17 protein-coding genes are annotated in these 17283 nt (G+C 46.8%); 8 read left to right on the top strand and 9 right to left on the bottom strand.

The window, feature by feature from the left end:
* Positions 1-75: 75 nt before the first annotated feature.
* From KFE96_RS09370 to KFE96_RS09335, 8 genes are all read left to right on the top strand, one after another.
* Entirely contained in the window at positions 76-999 is a 924-nt protein-coding gene (locus KFE96_RS09370) for a flagellar motor protein MotB (RefSeq protein ID WP_255832361.1), read from the top strand.
* Positions 1000-1122: 123 nt separating this feature from the next.
* The gene (locus KFE96_RS09365; protein WP_255832360.1) at positions 1123-2955 is read left to right on the top strand and encodes an SLC13 family permease; all 1833 of its coding nucleotides are present in this window, start codon (positions 1123-1125) and stop codon (positions 2953-2955) included.
* Positions 2956-2976: 21 nt separating this feature from the next.
* On the top strand, positions 2977-3714 hold the full coding sequence (locus KFE96_RS09360; protein ID WP_255832359.1) for an arginyltransferase: 738 nt from the start codon (positions 2977-2979) through the stop codon (positions 3712-3714).
* Between the two features lie 88 nt (positions 3715-3802).
* Entirely contained in the window at positions 3803-4972 is a 1170-nt protein-coding gene (locus KFE96_RS09355) for a TRAP transporter substrate-binding protein (protein ID WP_255832358.1), read from the top strand.
* A gap of 59 nt (positions 4973-5031) precedes the next feature.
* Positions 5032-5478: a TRAP transporter small permease subunit gene (locus KFE96_RS09350; RefSeq protein WP_255832357.1), complete on the top strand. Its 447-nt coding sequence runs from the start codon at positions 5032-5034 to the stop codon at positions 5476-5478.
* Positions 5478-7058: a TRAP transporter large permease subunit gene (locus KFE96_RS09345; protein WP_255832356.1), complete on the top strand. Its 1581-nt coding sequence runs from the start codon at positions 5478-5480 to the stop codon at positions 7056-7058. The genes KFE96_RS09350 and KFE96_RS09345 overlap by 1 nt, the downstream gene beginning before the upstream one ends.
* A 71-nt stretch (positions 7059-7129) precedes the next feature.
* A complete protein-coding gene (locus KFE96_RS09340; protein ID WP_255832355.1) occupies positions 7130-7558 on the top strand; it encodes a thioredoxin family protein in 429 nt (142 codons plus the stop codon).
* A gap of 115 nt (positions 7559-7673) precedes the next feature.
* Positions 7674-8066 (top strand): VOC family protein, encoded by a 393-nt coding sequence (locus KFE96_RS09335; protein WP_255832354.1) that lies wholly within the window; start codon positions 7674-7676, stop codon positions 8064-8066.
* 71 nt (positions 8067-8137) lie between these two features.
* Here the strand turns inward: KFE96_RS09335 and parC are convergent, their stop codons facing one another.
* The 9 genes from parC to pyrE form a co-directional block, all read right to left on the bottom strand.
* A complete protein-coding gene (parC, locus tag KFE96_RS09330; protein WP_255832353.1) occupies positions 8138-10387 on the bottom strand; it encodes a DNA topoisomerase IV subunit A in 2250 nt (749 codons plus the stop codon).
* Positions 10388-10573: 186 nt separating this feature from the next.
* Entirely contained in the window at positions 10574-11506 is a 933-nt protein-coding gene (locus KFE96_RS09325) for an alpha/beta fold hydrolase (protein ID WP_255832352.1), read from the bottom strand.
* Between the two features lie 10 nt (positions 11507-11516).
* Entirely contained in the window at positions 11517-12731 is a 1215-nt protein-coding gene (locus KFE96_RS09320; protein ID WP_255832351.1) for a serine hydrolase, read from the bottom strand.
* A gap of 209 nt (positions 12732-12940) precedes the next feature.
* The gene (recO, locus tag KFE96_RS09315) at positions 12941-13687 is read right to left on the bottom strand and encodes a DNA repair protein RecO (RefSeq protein ID WP_255832350.1); all 747 of its coding nucleotides are present in this window, start codon (positions 13685-13687) and stop codon (positions 12941-12943) included.
* Positions 13688-13709: 22 nt separating this feature from the next.
* On the bottom strand, positions 13710-14621 hold the full coding sequence (era, locus tag KFE96_RS09310) for a GTPase Era (protein ID WP_255832349.1): 912 nt from the start codon (positions 14619-14621) through the stop codon (positions 13710-13712).
* A complete protein-coding gene (gene rnc, locus KFE96_RS09305) occupies positions 14621-15283 on the bottom strand; it encodes a ribonuclease III (protein WP_255832348.1) in 663 nt (220 codons plus the stop codon). Before rnc ends, era begins: the two co-directional genes overlap by 1 nt.
* A gap of 6 nt (positions 15284-15289) precedes the next feature.
* Positions 15290-16021 carry a pyridoxine 5'-phosphate synthase gene (locus tag KFE96_RS09300; RefSeq protein WP_343264877.1) on the bottom strand — a complete coding sequence of 244 codons (732 nt, stop codon included), beginning with the start codon at positions 16019-16021 and terminating at the stop codon, positions 15290-15292.
* The gene (locus KFE96_RS09295) at positions 16011-16538 is read right to left on the bottom strand and encodes a DUF2062 domain-containing protein (RefSeq protein ID WP_255832347.1); all 528 of its coding nucleotides are present in this window, start codon (positions 16536-16538) and stop codon (positions 16011-16013) included. The genes KFE96_RS09300 and KFE96_RS09295 overlap by 11 nt, the downstream gene beginning before the upstream one ends.
* Positions 16539-16613: 75 nt before the next feature.
* A complete protein-coding gene (pyrE, locus tag KFE96_RS09290; protein ID WP_255832346.1) occupies positions 16614-17198 on the bottom strand; it encodes an orotate phosphoribosyltransferase in 585 nt (194 codons plus the stop codon).
* Positions 17199-17283 lie beyond the last annotated feature (85 nt).

The raw sequence follows: 17283 nt of genomic DNA, 5'->3' as shown, positions 1-17283 counted from the left end.
ATAAGGCTTGAATTTACAATATTTTAAGGACTATTGTTCCATTACTTTCAGAACAAGAGTTTCGGAGATTGGCGCGTGGCCGATATTGATGAAAAACAACTGAGTGCTGATGACATCATCATTATCGAAGGTGATGCCTCCTATGGTGGTGCGTGGAAAGTGGCTTACGCTGACTTCACCACCGCAATGATGGCCTTCTTCATGCTTCTATGGCTACTTAATGTCGCTCCGCCAGAAACTCTTGCAGGTCTTGCTGATTATTTCTCTCCAACAACAGCAGCTGTTGTTGGTAGCTCTGGAACGGATCAGATCAACCCGCCTTCTGAAGACGCACGAGGCAGTAACCCGTCCCCAATCGTGGCGATAAGTATACCAGGCCCACCACAAAGCGGACCGACAGACGAAAACCGTGATCAGGGGCAAGATGGAAAGACAGCTGAACAAGCTGAACAGGAACGGATAGAAGAACTGGCTGAACGTATCAAAGAGCGTGAAGATATGTCTTTTGAGCAAGCGCAGGAACAACTTCGCCTTGCTATACAACAGTCCCCTACCCTATCTGAAATGCAAGATCAGTTGATTATGGAAATCACTGAAGACGGCCTTAAAATTCAGCTAATCGATAAAGATCAGCGTGCAATGTTCCGCCCAGGCTCCGATGATCTTTATGAATATGCTCGCGTACTAATTATGGAAATTGGTAAATCTGTACAGAATTTGCCAAATCGGTTGACGGTTCAAGGCCACACAGATGGCGGCCGGTACCAAGGGTCAGACGGTGCAACTAATTGGGAACTGAGTGCTGACCGTGCAAATTCAGCACGCCGTGTTTTAGATGCTTCTGGTGTTACCGAAGACCGTATTTTTGAAGTCATCGGCAAAGCAGGTACAGATCCTCTATATCCTGATCAACCTACAAAAACAGAAAATCGCAGAATTACAGTACTTGTTCTTCGCGAAGCACCTGTTGTTCCTCCAAGCTTAAGTGGCAGTTATTAACAGGTAATTTTCACCATTTGCATGATTCCAGCTTGTGGTACCCCCTTTTCGACTGTAACAATTACAGCCAAGGGAGAGCCATTCTTTGGCTGAATTATTACAGGGGGCTTTGTAAAGCTGCTTATGGAACTGGTTGAACCAACAATTCAAATGTGGCTTACATTCATGATCGTTGCAGGTGCTATCTGTGCCTATGCGTATGACAAAATCCCACTTGAGATTTCCAGTATAGCAACCGTTGGCGCACTACTTCTTATGTTTGAAGTAGCCCCTATTCTTGATGATAGCGGCAAGCGGATAATCTCCAGCAAAGATTTGCTTATGGGTTTTGCTGATCCCGCTCTTATTACCATCATGGCACTACTTGTTGTGGGGCAAGGACTAGTGCAAACAGGTGCCTTAAACGGGCCGGCTCGTTTCCTTATCAATGTAGGGAAAAGCACACCTCGCCTTGTTATCATTGCCTGCTTGATTGTGGTAATGTTGATTTCAGCCATTATGAACAACACGCCAGTTGTCGTGATTTTCATCCCTATTTTGGCGGCTCTCGCTGAAAAACTAGGCAAGCGTTCTGCTATGGTCATGATGCCGCTTAGCTTTGCAGCTATCCTCGGCGGGAACATGACCAAAATTGGCTCCAGTACAAACCTTCTCGCAGCAGGTGCCTTTGAAAGTGCTGGCGGCGGCACTATCAGTTTCTTTGACTTCACCATCCCCGGTGCAGTCATGGCCATGGTTGGTCTTGTATATGTAGTACTTATCGCACCCAAACTGCTCACTTCCCGTGAAAATATGGCAGGGCAGCTGGCAAATCGGAGCGGTAAACAATTCCTGTTCCAGTTAGAATTGAATGACGACAACGGCCTTGTTGGCCAAAGGGCGATTGCAGGCATGTTCCCAGGGCTTAAGGATGTAACAGTTCGCATGATCCAACGCGGGCCAGACAAACTCCTGCCCCCATACGATGACATTACCCTTCAGAATGGTGATATTGTTCTGGTAGCCGCTACTCGCAGCGTAATGACTGAAATCCTTAACGCCACACCAGATGCCGTAACCAGCGCAGAAGGCGAAGACACAGAAGAACAAAAAGGTAGCCGCAGAGTTATTGCTGAAGCGATTATAGCGCCAGCCTCACGCATGGATGGCCGCACTATCGCACAAACAGGTTTTCGCTCTGAAACAGGCTGTAATGTACTTGGTGTTCAGCGCCGGAGCCGTATGATCCGGGCTGCTATCTCCCAGCTTAGACTTGAAGCTGGCGATGTACTACTTGTTATGGGTAAGCGTAACAACGTTTTAGCGCTCAGAGAAAACCGTGATGTGATGCTGATGGAATCCTCAGCAACAGATATTCCCATGAAGGAATATACTGTACGAGCTCTCATGATTTTTGCAGGTATCGTATTCACAGCAGCATTTGAAATTCTGCCAATCGTTATCTCGGCTCTTCTTGGTGCAACACTTATGCTTGCTACTCGCTGTATTAATGTGCGCCAAGCTGGCCGGGCTATTGACCGCAGAGTGTTCACAATTGTTGGTGCGGCGCTCGCGCTCGGCACAGCTATGCAAGGAACTGGTGGTGCTAGCTGGCTTGCCCACACCACAATTGAAGCTATGTCAGCTGCGCCCGTATGGGTACTCCTGTCCGGTTTCTTTATGCTGGTGGCGATTTTAACAAACGTTCTATCCAACAATGCGACAGCCGTTCTATTCACACCAATCGCAGTTTCACTGGCCGCAGAGCTTCAATTAGACGCGATGCCGTTCTTGCTCGCGGTTATCTTCGGCGCTAACTGTAGTTTCGCTACACCGATGAGCTATCAAACCAATCTATTGGTTATGGCACCGGGTCATTACCGTTTCATTGATTTCGTGAAAGTAGGGACACCCTTAATTTTTGTTATGTGGGCTACTTTCACTATTTTCGTTCCGTGGTATTATGGTCTCCTATAATTAAGATCAAACGGACCATCAATGACCGATCAGGGCTTGCAATTTCCAAAATTCTACGTGACGGCACCGTCACCCTGCCCGTATTTGGAAGGCAAAGTTGAACGGAAGGTTTTCACTGAACTTAGAGGACCTGATGCTCCTGCTCTTTCTGAAGCACTTGGGAAAGTTGGTTTCCGGCGTAGCCAATCAGTTGTTTATCGCCCTGCCTGCGAAGCTTGTTCGGAATGTATTTCAGTAAGAGTTCGCACGGATGAGTTTGAAATCCGTAAATCGCAAAAACGGCTTGTTAAGACCAATAGTGACCTAATCAGTGAAATCAGGCCACCTCTCGTTACAGAAGAACAATTTGCTCTGCTGCAACAGTATTTGAATACACGCCACCAAGATGGCACCATGGCGGGTATGTCCTTCATGGAATTCAAAGATATGGTGGAAACCAGCCCGGTTACGACAGTTCTTATCGAATACCGCAGAGCTATAGATGGGCATTTGATGGCTGTGGCTCTTTCTGACGAACTCAGTGATGGGCTTTCCATGATCTATAGTTTCTTCGACATTTCAGAAGAAAAACGTAGCCTTGGCACTTATATGATCCTTGATCATATCAATCGCGCTCAAGCGGCTAAACGGCCTTACGTTTACCTTGGGTATTGGGTCGAAGGTAGCCAAAAGATGCGCTATAAAGCCCGCTTCCAACCTTTGGAAAAGCTTGGTCCGAACGGCTGGTATCAAAATACCGAGAACAAACCCATAAAATAAGCTCTGAAAGCTTGCTCCCTTATAGTTGCTGCTTATACTATCGGGCAGCGAATCAGATTCGCCAGTAAGGGATAAAGGGGAAGAGACAGTGCGTAAAAAGGCCGCTTCAGAAGCCACAGAAAATAAAGGCAAAGCAACAGACCTTGGTCGCAGAGCATTATTGCGCGGCGCAGGTGTTGCAGGTGCTGCTGCAATTATTGCAGCCTGTGATGGCGGAACAACCACAACAGCAGATGGCGCGCCAGCAATTGTTGGCAAAAAACGTAACCTGAAAATGGTAACCAGCTGGCCTAAGAACTTCCCCGGTCTCGGCACTGGCGCTGATCGTTTGGCAAAACGTATCGAGGCACTCTCTGATGGTGCTATTAAAGTTAAACTATATGCTGCAGGTGAACTTGTAGGTGCGCTTGAATGTTTTGATGCTGTAAGCCAGGGCAAGGCTGATATGTATCACGCCGCGGAATATTACTGGCAAGGCAAATCCCCTGCTTTCAACTTCTTCGCAGCTGTTCCAATGGGTATGACAGCAAACGAAATGAATGCCTGGATTCAATTTGGTGGTGGCCAGGAACTATGGGATGAACTTTCCGGCGGCTTCAACATCAAACCGTTTGCAGCTGGTAACAGCAGCACCCAAATGGGTGGCTGGTTCAACAAAGACATCAATAGTATTGAAGATTTCCAAGGCTTGCGTATCCGTATGCCCGGCCTCGGCGGTGAGGTAATGAAACGTATTGGCGCCACTCCTGTTACCAAACAAGGTGGCGAAATCTTTCAAGCACTTAGCCAGGGCAATATTGACGCTACCGAATGGGTCGGTCCATGGAACGATCTGGCCTTTGGTTTCCATACCATTGTGAAAAAATACTATTATCCAGGTATTCATGAACCGGGCACAACGCTTAGCATGGGTCTGAATAAAGAACTTTGGGAAGATATGAGCCCTCGCGAGCAAGAAATCATTCGCTCCGCCTCTATGGCAGAAAACGATATGATGCACGCTGAATTTAACGCGAATAACGCCCGTGCTCTTAATACACTCATTAATGATCACGGTGTAGAATTGAAGCGTTTTGACGATACTATTCTTAAGCGCTTAGCTGAAGTATCCGCTGAGGTGATTGCAGATGCCGCGAACACGGATGAGCTTTCGCAGAAAGTATTCAAAAGCTTTAGCGAATCCCGTACATCGGGTATGCAGTGGGGTGAAATTGGGGAACAAGCCTTCGTTCACGCACGTGGGCTCCTAGATACATAATCATTATGCTCGACCGTGTTGTTACCCTTATTGATGGGATTTTAGAAAAGAGCGGCCAAATGTTGGCCGTTCTTCCGCTTTTATTAGTACTCGTACAGTTCGCAGTAGTACTGCTTGTTTATGTATTCTCATCTGGCAGCATTCAGTTACAGGAAAGCCTGCAGTATATAAACGCCGTTATGTTCCTTGGCGGTGCTGGATATACAGCTCTTAAAAACGAGCATGTGCGTGTAGACCTATTTTTCAGCAAATTCAGTGATCAAGGCAAAGCCAAAGTGAACTTCTTCGGCACCTTATTCCTTTTGTTCCCATTCCTTACACTCATGTGGATTGCCGGCGTGCCTTATGTGCTTGATAGCTGGCGCATTCTGGAAACCAGTGTGGAATCGAGCGGTCTGCCTTTTGTGTATATTCTTAAAACAACACTCTTATTATTTGCCCTTACCATGACCCTTCACGGCATTGCGGATGCGATCAGAAGCTTCAAGCAAATGAGGGCTAGCTAATGGATATGTCCCTTATTCTTACCATCAGTATGTTTATAACGCTGGTTGGGTTTCTTCTTTCAGGCTTTCCTGTTGCTTTCACACTTGGCGGTACCGGCTTGTTGTTTGGCCTTATTGGCATGGCTACAGGTACACTGGATTTTACTTTTCTTGAAATCCTGCCCAACCGCCTGTTCAGTAATGTGATCAGGAACGAACTGCTGTTTGCTATCCCCCTGTTTGTAAGCATGGGTGTAATGCTGGAGAAATCCAACGTTGCGGAAGACCTACTTGAAAATATGGGGCGCCTGTTTGGCCCGCTCAGGGGTGGTTTGGGTATTTCTGTAACCATTGTTGGCGCACTACTCGCCGCATCCACAGGTATCGTGGGAGCAACCGTTGTTACAATGGGGCTTCTATCACTGCCTACCATGATGCGCCGAGGATATGATACATCGCTAGCTACAGGTTCTATCGCAGCAGCAGGCACACTTGGGCAAATTATCCCACCATCTATTGTGCTCATCCTGTTAGCGGACGTACTCTCTTCAGCATGGCAGCAAGCGCAGTTGAATAAAGGTGTGTTCTCTCCCACTCCGATGAGTGCAGGTGAACTGTTTGCCGGTGCGCTTTTGCCCGGCCTTGTGCTCGTTGGTCTCTATATTCTTTATCAGGTTGTTATCGCTATTCTGAAACCGGATAGCAGCCCTGCTATCCCTCGTGAAGAAGGCGAAGCACTAGATAAAGCGTTTTACGGCAAACTTCTTATCGCACTTCTACCGCCACTGGTGCTGATTGTTGCAGTATTAGGTTCAATTCTATCAGGCATTGCCACACCAACAGAAGCTGCATCTGTAGGGGCTATTGGTGCTATCCTACTAGGCGCTGCACGTTTGGATACTGGTACAAGAAGGTTTGTCTTTGTTGCGGTTGCAGCTCTACTTTCCCTGCTCTTCATCGCCAGCCAGTTTGATCTACGTCAGTCGAGAGAAATTGTCCCAACCAGTGATGTAATTGCATTCTGGGCAGCAATTATTCTAACAGCAGCGTTTTTCATCTGCCTTGCCCGTGCTTTATGGAAAACATATAAAAGTAATATCCTGAATGAGGTAATGCTATCCACCGTGCGTATATCTACGATGATTTACGCCATCCTTATTGGAGCATCGCTATTCGCACTCGTGTTCCGTGGGCTTGGTGGTGATGATATCATTGAAGGTATGCTCCATAACCTACCTGGTGGGCAATTTACTGCTATTCTGTTGGTAATGGTTTTGATGTTCGTATTAGGGTTCTTCCTTGATTTCATTGAAATCACTTTTGTTGTGGTTCCTGTGGTTGCACCTGCTCTTCTTGCTATGGACGGTACATATGGTCCTATCTGGCTAGGTGTTTTGATGGCTATGAATCTTCAAACCAGTTTCCTTACACCGCCATTCGGATTTGCGCTGTTCTACCTTCGTGGCGTGGTGCCAGAAACTGTACCAACATCAGCGATTTACAAAGGCGTGATACCCTTTGTTATCATCCAGATACTTGCCTTGGCGTTGATTGCAGCTTTCCCTGAAACCGTTACATGGCTGCCTGAGCAACTGTTTTAGCGCTTTCTTCACAAACGTTTCATTTGCACCAAAGAGCCTTAGGCCTTAGGTGCAAATGTATGAAGATTTCAATGAAGAAAATTATTGCGAGTTTAGGTGTTACTGGCGTTATTGCGGTGATGCTGTTTGGTAACCTGATTTATATGAACCTGCGCCCGGATGACCCTATCCTAGCTGGCTGGGAAGAATATGAACCAACACGCTTTGAACAGCTTCAAGAACGTGGTGAACCGCTTCTCGTTGAAGTCTATGCATCATGGTGCCCAACATGCCTCCTGCAGCATAAAGCATTTGAAGGCTTAGTTGAGGAAGGGAAAGCACCAAAAATCCGCGCTATTCGTGTTGATTTTGATACAAATGAAGCTTTCAGACAGGCCCACAATCTTCACGGTACAGGATTGCTTATTCTTTTTGAAAACGGAAAAGAGAAAGCACGAGCTGCTGGCCTTGTAACAGGTGATAAAATTACAGCCTTCCTTGCAGAAAATGGCGTTTCTTAGCCCTATTCAATCCTGAATAATTGCTATTCAAGAGATTAAAGAAGCCTGCTGACAATTTTTGGCATATACTCCGTTATAGTAAGCGCATTACTTACATACATGAGGGAGTATTTAAATGATTGGCTATACGACAGTAGGTGCAAACGATCTCGATAAGAGTGCCGCTTTTTACGATTCAGTTCTTGCTGAGCTAGGTGCAAAACGCACGATGGAATTTGATGGTTTCATCGTGTGGGGTTCTGGTGACCCAACTGGTTCACCTGGTTTTTCCATTACAAAACCGTTTGACGGTAACGCCGCAAGTGTCGGCAACGGCGTGATGATTGCTCTTCTTGCCAAGGATCAGGATCAAGTTGCCGCTGTTTACAATAAAGCCATCGCTAAAGGCGGTAAATGTGAAGGCGAGCCAGGCTTCCGCGGAGATCCATCCATGGGCTTCTATGCAGCATATTTCCGTGATCTGGACGGCAACAAGCTAAATGCATTCTGCATGGCTCCTCAGGGCTAATTCCCACATTTATTCCTTACCCATATGGTAGGAGCCAATAAAAAAGGCCGGAGTATTCTCCGGCCTTTATTTTATCTGAACTTATTGTTCCTCGGGAAACCCATCGGTGGAAGCCTACCTGCGTTGCCTCGCTTACCTGTCCAAGGAGCAAGCTCTGTTTCCGTACGCCAGCGATCACTGCTACCACCCATGGGCCATGTAAGGCCTTCTTCACGGTGGAACATCATCACATCAGACATACCGCCATCTTTATAGCGCTGGAGAGCAACACCCTGCCCGCGGTTCATGGTTGGAATTTCATCCACGCCAAATACCAGAAGCTTACGGTTATCGCCAATTACGGCAACACTATCACCCACTACAGTGAAACAGTGGGTTGCAACAGCATCACCCGGCAAATTCAGGATTTGCTTACCACCCTTCTTCATGGCTACGGCTTGGTCTGCTTCCAGAACAAAACCTTTACCAATAGAGGAAGCTACAAATATCTTCGCACCCGGCACATAAGGAATAAGCGCAACCACTTCATCGTTCGGGTCCATATCCACCATCAAGCGAACAGGTTCACCGTTACCGCGTCCGCCCGGCAGCTTATCACCGCCGATGGTGTATATCTTACCGTTCGTAGCGAAGAGGAAGATTTTATCTGTGGTATAAGCATGGAAACGGAATTGCTCCTCATCCCCATCCTTATATTTCAAGACTTCCTCTGGCTTCGTATGGCCTTTAAGTGCTCTGATCCAGCCACGCTTCGAGCAAACAACCGTAATCGGCTCTTTCTCAATCATGGCTTCAAGTGGTACGGCCTCAGCAATTGGGGCTTCACCAAATGTAGAGCGCCGCTTACCAAGCTCGGTAGACTGACCAAATTTTTCTTTGACCTCAGTGAGCTTTTCACCCACAGCAATCCACTGCAAATCTGAAGATTCAATAAGAGCCAAGATACCAGCACGTTCTTCTTCAAGCTTCGCATGCTCAGAACGGATTTCAACTTCTTCAAGCTTGTGAAGTGCACGCAAGCGCATGTTAAGGATAGCTTCCGCCTGCACTTCCGTCAGCTTAAAGGTGCTCATCAAGCCACCTTTTGCATCATCCTCAAAACGGATAATGCGGATCACTTCATCTAGGTTCAGATAGGCGATCAGATAACCAGAAAGAATTTCAAGGCGGCGCTCAATCTTCTCAAGACGGAACCTGTTACGGCGCAGAAGAACTTCAATCTGATGCTCAAGGAAACTATCTAGTGTTTCCTTCAGTGATAGCACTCTCGGACGGTTATCCAGTGCGATGACATTCAAGTTGAGAGAAAAACGCACCTCAAGCTCAGTCAACTTGAAGAGGCTTTCCATCAGCATATTTTCATCAATCGTACGGTTCTTTGGCTCAAGAACGATACGAATATCTTCCGCAGATTCATCTCGAACGTCTGTAAGGATTGGTAGCTTCTTATCAGAAATCAGATCAGCTATTTTCTCAATCAATTTTGATTTTTGAACCTGATACGGAATCTCTGTAACAACAATTTGGTAAAGGCCGCGTGGCAGTTCTTCTTTTTCCCAGCGTGCTCTCAGGCGGAAACTACCTTTGCCTTGCTCGTAAGCTGCAATGATATTTTCGCGGGGCTCAACAACCTGCCCACCCGTTGGGAAATCTGGGCCTTGAATGCTATCCAAAAGATCGCGCGTGGTAATTTCAATGGCTGGATTACGGCGCGCTTCAATAAGACGCTGCATACCATCCACAAGCTCACCAACATTATGGGGCGGAATATTTGTTGCCATACCCACCGCAATACCAGTGGAACCATTCGCAAGAAGATTAGGGAATGCACCAGGGAAAACAACAGGCTCTGCGTCTTCACCGTCATATGTCGGGCGAAAATCTACCGCATCTTCCTCAAGCCCTTCCATAAGCTTGGCAGCAACTTCGGTGAGACGGGCTTCTGTATAACGCATAGCCGCCGCGTTATCGCCGTCGATATTACCGAAGTTCCCCTGCCCGTCCACAAGTGGGAAACGAACAGAGAAATCCTGTGCCAAGCGCACAAGGGCATCATAAACAGATTGGTCACCATGCGGGTGATATTTACCGATAACATCACCAACAACACGGGCACATTTTTTGTAGCCTGTTTTTGGATCCAGCTTCAAAAGGCGCATCGCATAAAGCAAGCGTCTGTGTACTGGTTTCAGGCCATCCCGCACATCAGGCAATGAACGAGACATAATCGTGGAGAGTGCGTACGCTAGATAGCGCTCGCTCAAGGCATCGCTAAACGGTGCCTCTACAATGTTTTCACTGAAATTAGGTTCACTACTCATGCAGTGACTATAGCAATCAAAATCCGCTTGGCTACTATGATCTTGCTGTTTTCCACAATTTGTTTGGAGTCAACAAAACCGCTTAACGGATAAGCTGTATTAGAGAGCCTCAAAACGTTGTCACAGCCCCAATAAAACCATCCATACAGGTCATCAAGGCTGTAACATAAAAGTTAATATTAGCTTCTATTTTTCAGATCTATTGGCGGGATCTCTAACCTCTCGGCGAGTTTCGGCAGTGAAAGCCCAATCGCGGCGGTCAATTCTGATTTCAGAAGTTGGAATAGTATAGTCTTCATCAGCCAGTTTACGAATACCTTTGGCAAAGGTTATCTCCCGCGCCCAGGGAATTTCATGCCCCATACCTTCAATCTTAACCGTCTCCCGATATGAAGCATTGGAGATATAGTTTTCCATATAGGATACATTACCGTACGGAACGAGCAGATCAGCAGTACCGTGCATGATAATAGTGGGCGCTGTGATCGTGCTAAGTTTGCTCTTCATTTCTTCAAGTTGCTTAGGAAGGGATAAAAGTTCCCGGTTCAGGATAAGCAGATCTTTAGGCACGAACCATGAAACAACCGGTGCATTACCTAGCTTTTGAACAAAAACTGGATCAGGCTCCAACTCTGGGTCCATAGAGGCAGCAGCCAGCATCAACCCGCCTATTTTATTACCGTGACGAATAGCAACCATCGCAGCAATCGGGCCGCCAGAGGAATGCCCAACAACAATTGGCTTCTGGCCATTTTTCTCTATCAGTAACGGCGCAATAGCATCAGCCTGTGCCTCAAGAGAGGCTAGAAGCTTATACGGCGTTGTTTCACCGTATCCCGGACGGTCGACAACCACATATTCCATATCCGCGGGTGCATTACGAATAGTACGGTAATAATCAGCCGCTTGGCCGGGTGTTCCGTGCAGAATTATTACTCTGCGACCACTGCTCTGTGATTTCAGGTAAGATACATTAAATGTACCGTCGCTGGTTTCAGCGGCAACTGAGCCGCGCTCTACATACTCGTTACCCTTAAAAAAACTCTCATTACCTGAAGCACAAGCTGCCAAGGCAAAGAAACCAACGGAAGCAACAAAGATTCTTACTGTTTTTTTCATCATACTTCCCCTACTGCGCTTGCTTATTATCTGATGAAACAGGTTTATAGTCAGGTTCTAAAAGTACCCGAACAAAAGCTGGTAAAGCTTGCCTAACCTCACGGTTCAGCGGGGTATTGCCAGCAAATATAACAACAGTGTCTTCCACTGGAAAATAGTGATATGTTACCTTAAAGGCTGGTATATTGGCGCGAATAACGCTCGATCCGATATTAAATATCCACGGCGTACCAGACCATGTTTCAGAAACCTGAATACCGTAAGCCGCATCGATATCTGCCTCAAAAGCTTCAGGTATAGCGGTATGTCTTTTATGAAGAAGCTTGAGCGAAGCGTCGGAAAGGACTTTTCCGCCATATAGTGCAGTATGCCATTTATATAAATCGCTCGCAGTTGATAGCAGGCCCATACTTCCCTGTATATAAGGTGGGAGCTTTCCTAATTTGTTAAGGCGGTCTGGTAAATTACCCCAGCTTTCTCCATCTTCACCTACATATCCATTTGCAATCCGTGACTTATCCCAATCAGGCAGGAGATATCCGGTATCGGTAATACCCGCTGGATCAAAAAGGTTGTCCTTGAGAAACGCTTCAAATGACTGGCCAGATTGTTTTTCAATTATAAGGCTTAGAAGACCGTAGCCTTCACTAAATTCGATAACCCTATCACCCGGCTTGAAACTAAACTTAGGCAGATATACAGCTGGGCTAATTTCATTCTCTGCGGAAAACACATCCTTTAAAAACTCATCCGTATTAATAGTTTCAAAGGCATCCCATTCTTCTACACTCAACAGCCCGGGGGTGTGAGTAAGTAGATGGTGGACAGTAATATTCTGCTTATCAGCAGGTACATTATCAAAGAATTTACTGAGTGTATCAGAGAGGCTTAGTTTACCCTGCTCCGCCAACTTAAGTATAGCAGCCGCCGTAAAATACCGTGTCAACGTACCTGTTGAATATACGGTATCTAGCGTGTTGGGTATTTTGTTTTCACGGTCAGCAAATCCATAGCCTTGTGCGTGAACGATCTTGCCGTCTTTAGCAATAAGTAACGTTCCAGAAAACCCCTCAGTAATATGTTCATTCAAAAAGCTTTTCAGCTTTTCATCGCTTGTTACCTTCGCTGTAATATTTATGTCTGAAGAAATACCTGGTGCGGTTATTAATCCCACCAACAAGCCAGCACTCGCAACCCGGCGAGCGGCCATTTTTAAGCTAATCATCTAGCTTTCTCCCTAACTGTCGTGTCGTATTTAGTTATATATTTATAGTTGAGGAATTTTACCTCGTGATATGCGTAACACACCGAATAAACACGTATTTCTCACTAAAAATCACAACCATGTGATGCATAGTCGTGCATTTACACACTGGGCGATTGATATAAAATCAACCCTAAAATACGAGAAATAGTTGGAAGAAAATACCCTAACTAGGAAAGGGTATGCTTTTGAAGGCTTGAAAGAAAACGCTCTCTAGCAGCTGGCTGCCCACCAGTTCGAACAGCCCATACATACCGATCCAGAAAATATCCGGTAAGCCGAAGAGCTTCCACACTAGCCTGCATATCGATTTTACCCTCACCAGGTGAAGCAAGAAATGCCGGTAAACTTAGTAACTTGTCACGGTACAAAAAGCCTGCTTCTTCAGAAACAGCACGGCCAGACTTTGGAGAAACATAGATAAGATTTTCAGTTGAACCCGTACCTGCACATTCGCTCAGGTCAAGGCCATAGCCGAGCTCCTGCAATATTCCGAGTTCAAGCTGCGAAAAGGCCGCCCCCCACCCTTCAAGGGAGCTATCAGACGCTTCTAAAAGCTTTACGATCGCGCTTAACCCCTCATAAACACTCAGATGTGGCTCACGTTCTGTCATGGTAGTCACCACAACAGATGTAACAGCCGCAAGCGCTGCCAAGCGGTTACCATCACCAAGCATATTACCAAGAGGGCTGTGAAGCAGTTCAACGGTGAAGCGGCCTAAATTGGTTTCTAATCTTGAACGCCAATTTACGGAAAGGAAATTACCAGGCTGAAGGTTCGCTTTATTACGGCGCCCCATACCGCCCTTGATAAAACCACGAGCACGCCCGTGGTTTTTGGTCATAATCTCAAGAACAGCATCACTCTCGCCAAGGCGAGTGGCAGAAAGAACAATCCCTTCATCCTGCCATTCCATACCTACGTTCCTGATCTCTACTTTATTTTACGAAATCTAGACCCATGCCTTCATACATGGATTTATCATCGGCCCAACGTTCTGTCACTCGAACATGTAGGAACAAATGCACACGGCGTTGGAACTCTTCTTCCATTTCTTCGCGTGCCATCTGGCCCAGGGTTTTCAGCATACTGCCGCCCTTACCGATGACAATACCCTTCTGGGTTTCACGCTCAACATGGATAACCTGTTCAATGCGTACGGAACCGTCTTTGCGGTCTTCCCACTTCTCGGTTTCCACTGTTGTGGCGTAAGGCAGTTCATCATGCAGGCGAAGATATACTTTTTCCCGTGTAATCTCAGCCGCCAGAATACGCATCGTAGTATCGGAAAGCTGATCTTCCGGGTACATCCACGGGCCTGCTGGCGCTTTATCAGCAAGGAATGCTTTAAGATCTGCAACGCCTTCGCCGTGAAGGGCAGAAATAAGGAAAGTATCTGTGAAGATGCCATGCTCGTTACATTCCTGAATAAGCGCGAGAAGGCCATCCTTTTTCATGCCATCAATTTTGTTCAACACGAGAATAACTTCACGCCCAGCATTCTTGAGGCCTTCAATGATATGCTCAACCTCTTCTGTAATACCTTTACGAGCATCAATCATCAGAACAGTTGTTTCTGCATCCTCAGACCCTTTCCAGGCCGCGCTGACCATCGCGCGGTCAAGCCTGCGTTTTGGTGCAAAAATACCCGGTGTATCAATGAACACCAATTGAGTTTCTTCATGCATACCGATACCGGTAATGCGGGTACGTGTTGTTTGTACCTTATGCGTAACAATCGCAACCTTTGCACCCACAAGCGCGTTCAAAAGCGTTGATTTACCTGCGTTTGGCGCACCAATTAGCGCCACAAAACCGCATTTAGTCTCAGCTGTCTGGTTTTCAGACATTATTTCTCTCCTGCAAGGATACTGAACAGTGCCGCTGCTGCAGCTTGTTCCGCAATCCTTTTCGCGCTGCCTTGTGCACGGGCAGAACCCTTGCCTTTTACAGTCGCTTCAATTGTAAAAATTGGTTGGTGATCAGGACCTGATCTTTCAACAACCTCATATTTGGGAAGTGCGGTCGCACGGGCCTGACACCATTCCTGAAGCAGGGTTTTGCTGTCTTTCACAACATCCTGATCTTCATTCATCATGGGTATCCAGTGCTTCCGGATAAATTCTTCTACAACACCAAAGCCCGCATCTAGATACATGGCACCAATAATGGCTTCACATACATCAGCCTGCACGGCTTCTTTATCGCGTGTTCCTTCTGTTTCAGCACCTGGCGTTAGCTTGATCGCTTTTACAAGATCAAGTTTCTTTGCCATCTCTGCCAGAGTTTCCTTGCGCACAAGTGAAGTAAAACGGCGGTTAAGCTGCCCTTCTGCTTCACTCGGGTATGCTTCGAGAAGCCATGTGGAAACTGCTAGACCGAGAACACGGTCCCCTAAAAACTCAAGACGCTGGTAGTTGTATGTACCTGACAAGGATGGGTGTGTTAGTGCCTCATCCAGCAAACTTGCTTTAGTAAAAGTATATCCAGCGATTTTTTTCAGTGGTGCCATTCTATTTTATGCTCTCGCTTCATCCATATGCCGGCGCATCTCTTTCACAGATGCCTCAAGGCCGTGGAAAATCGCTTCGCCAATAAGGAAATGGCCAATATTCAGTTCGCGTAATTCTGCAATCGCGGCAATAGGGCCAACAGTATCATAGCTGAGGCCGTGGCCTGCATGCATTTCAAGGCCATTTTCATAACCGTAAGACGCAGCTTCTTTGATACGAATGAGTTCTTCCTCACGCGCTTGCCCTGTAAGATCACAGTATGCACCTGTGTGAATTTCCACCACTGGCGCACCAAGAGACAGCGCTGCATCAAGCTGTGCTTTATCAGCATCCAGGAATAAACTCACACGAATACCAGCCTTATTCAGTTCTGAAACATAATGCTTCAAACGGTTATGTTGCCCTGCTGCGTCAAGGCCGCCCTCTGTTGTGAGCTCCTGCCGTTTTTCCGGCACCAGACAACAAGCATGTGGCTTATGACGTAGTGCAATCTCAAGCATCTCATCAGTCGCGGCCATTTCAAAATTCAGAGGCACCGTCAGCACATCAGCAAGTGTTGCAATATCTTCATCAGAAATATGACGGCGATCTTCACGCAGATGAGCAGTAATGCCATCCGCGCCTGCTTTAACTGCCAAGCCTGCAGCACGTACTGGATCAGGATGGCGAATACCACGCGCATTTCTAATAGTGGCTACATGATCAATATTCACACCTAAGCGAAGTCTATGCACTATCCTTTTCCTCTTCTTTCATCACTGTTTCTGAGGACCTTATTTTTGCTTTTTCTTCCATCTTCAAGCGGCGACTATCACGATACCCTGAAATCAATCCTCTAAAGGCGAAGTAAAACAGGAACCAAACAATAACTGCAACTGGAAAACCACCGACAATCAAAGGAAATACAACGGGCAAAAATGAGGCAAGATACCCAAACGGATCATTGGCCATCGCGCCCATATCCCATGGCGGCACTTCCGCTGTTACATCAGTACCCAGTATGGCTGAGCCAATTTGGCTGGTAAGCGCGAAAATAAAGGGGAATGTCCATGGGTTACCAATAGCCGTACCGATGGCTGACGCAAGTAAATTACCCCGCACTATCCAGGCAACTGCAAACCCCATCAAGAAATGAAGGCCAAGAAACGGTGTAAAGGAAACAGCAGCACCGGAAGCGAAACCAGCAGCAATGCTATAAGGCGTTCCCGGCAACCGAGCGATACGGTACCAGATATAAAGCCACGCTCTTTTCAAGCCTGAGCGCGGCCAGAAAAAATCTACCGTTTTTTGCCAAAAAGTAAGTGGGGTCCGCCGCTTAAATACCATGGATTATGATTTCAGCCCACGGCTACCAGGTTTAATTGCTGGAATTTCAGCAAGTTCAGCAGGTACATCTTCAGGCTTATATGTTGGCGCATCAATAGTTGCCAGTGCTGTAACCGGCGCACCAACTTCTGCCCGACCACCGGAACGGTTAATCAAACAGCCAGCAGCCACAACTTCACCACCCCATTCAGTGATGGTTTTAATACATTCACGAGAAGACAAGCCCGTTGTGATGATATCTTCCATCATCAGAATTTTCGCGCCGTTTGGGATTTCAAAACCACGACGAAGCGCGAATTCACCATCAACACGTTCTGTGAAAATGCCTAGAACACCAAGCTGGCGAGCAACTTCATAGCCCACGATAACACCGCCCATTGCCGGGCTCACTACAAGATCAACTTCTACACCAGTTGCCTTAAGTTTCTCAGCAAAAGCAGCACACAAGCGACCAGCACGTTGCGGGTCCATCAGAACTTTTGCACACTGCAGATAAACAGGGCTGTGAAGGCCCGAAGACAGCTTGAAATGACCTTCAAGCAGAGCGCCTGCCGCGCGAAATTCATTCAATACAGCTTCCTGATCCATTGCTGGCTCCTGATAAGTGAAATTATTTATCTGCGCGGATAGTACCCGCGCGAAGGTTCGTCAAGTCAAATACGCTTAACTGAGG

The organism is Kordiimonas sp. SCSIO 12603, assembly GCF_024398035.1.
Taxonomy (GTDB): domain Bacteria; phylum Pseudomonadota; class Alphaproteobacteria; order Sphingomonadales; family Kordiimonadaceae; genus Kordiimonas.
This window is presented reverse-complemented; position numbering and strand designations above follow the sequence as displayed.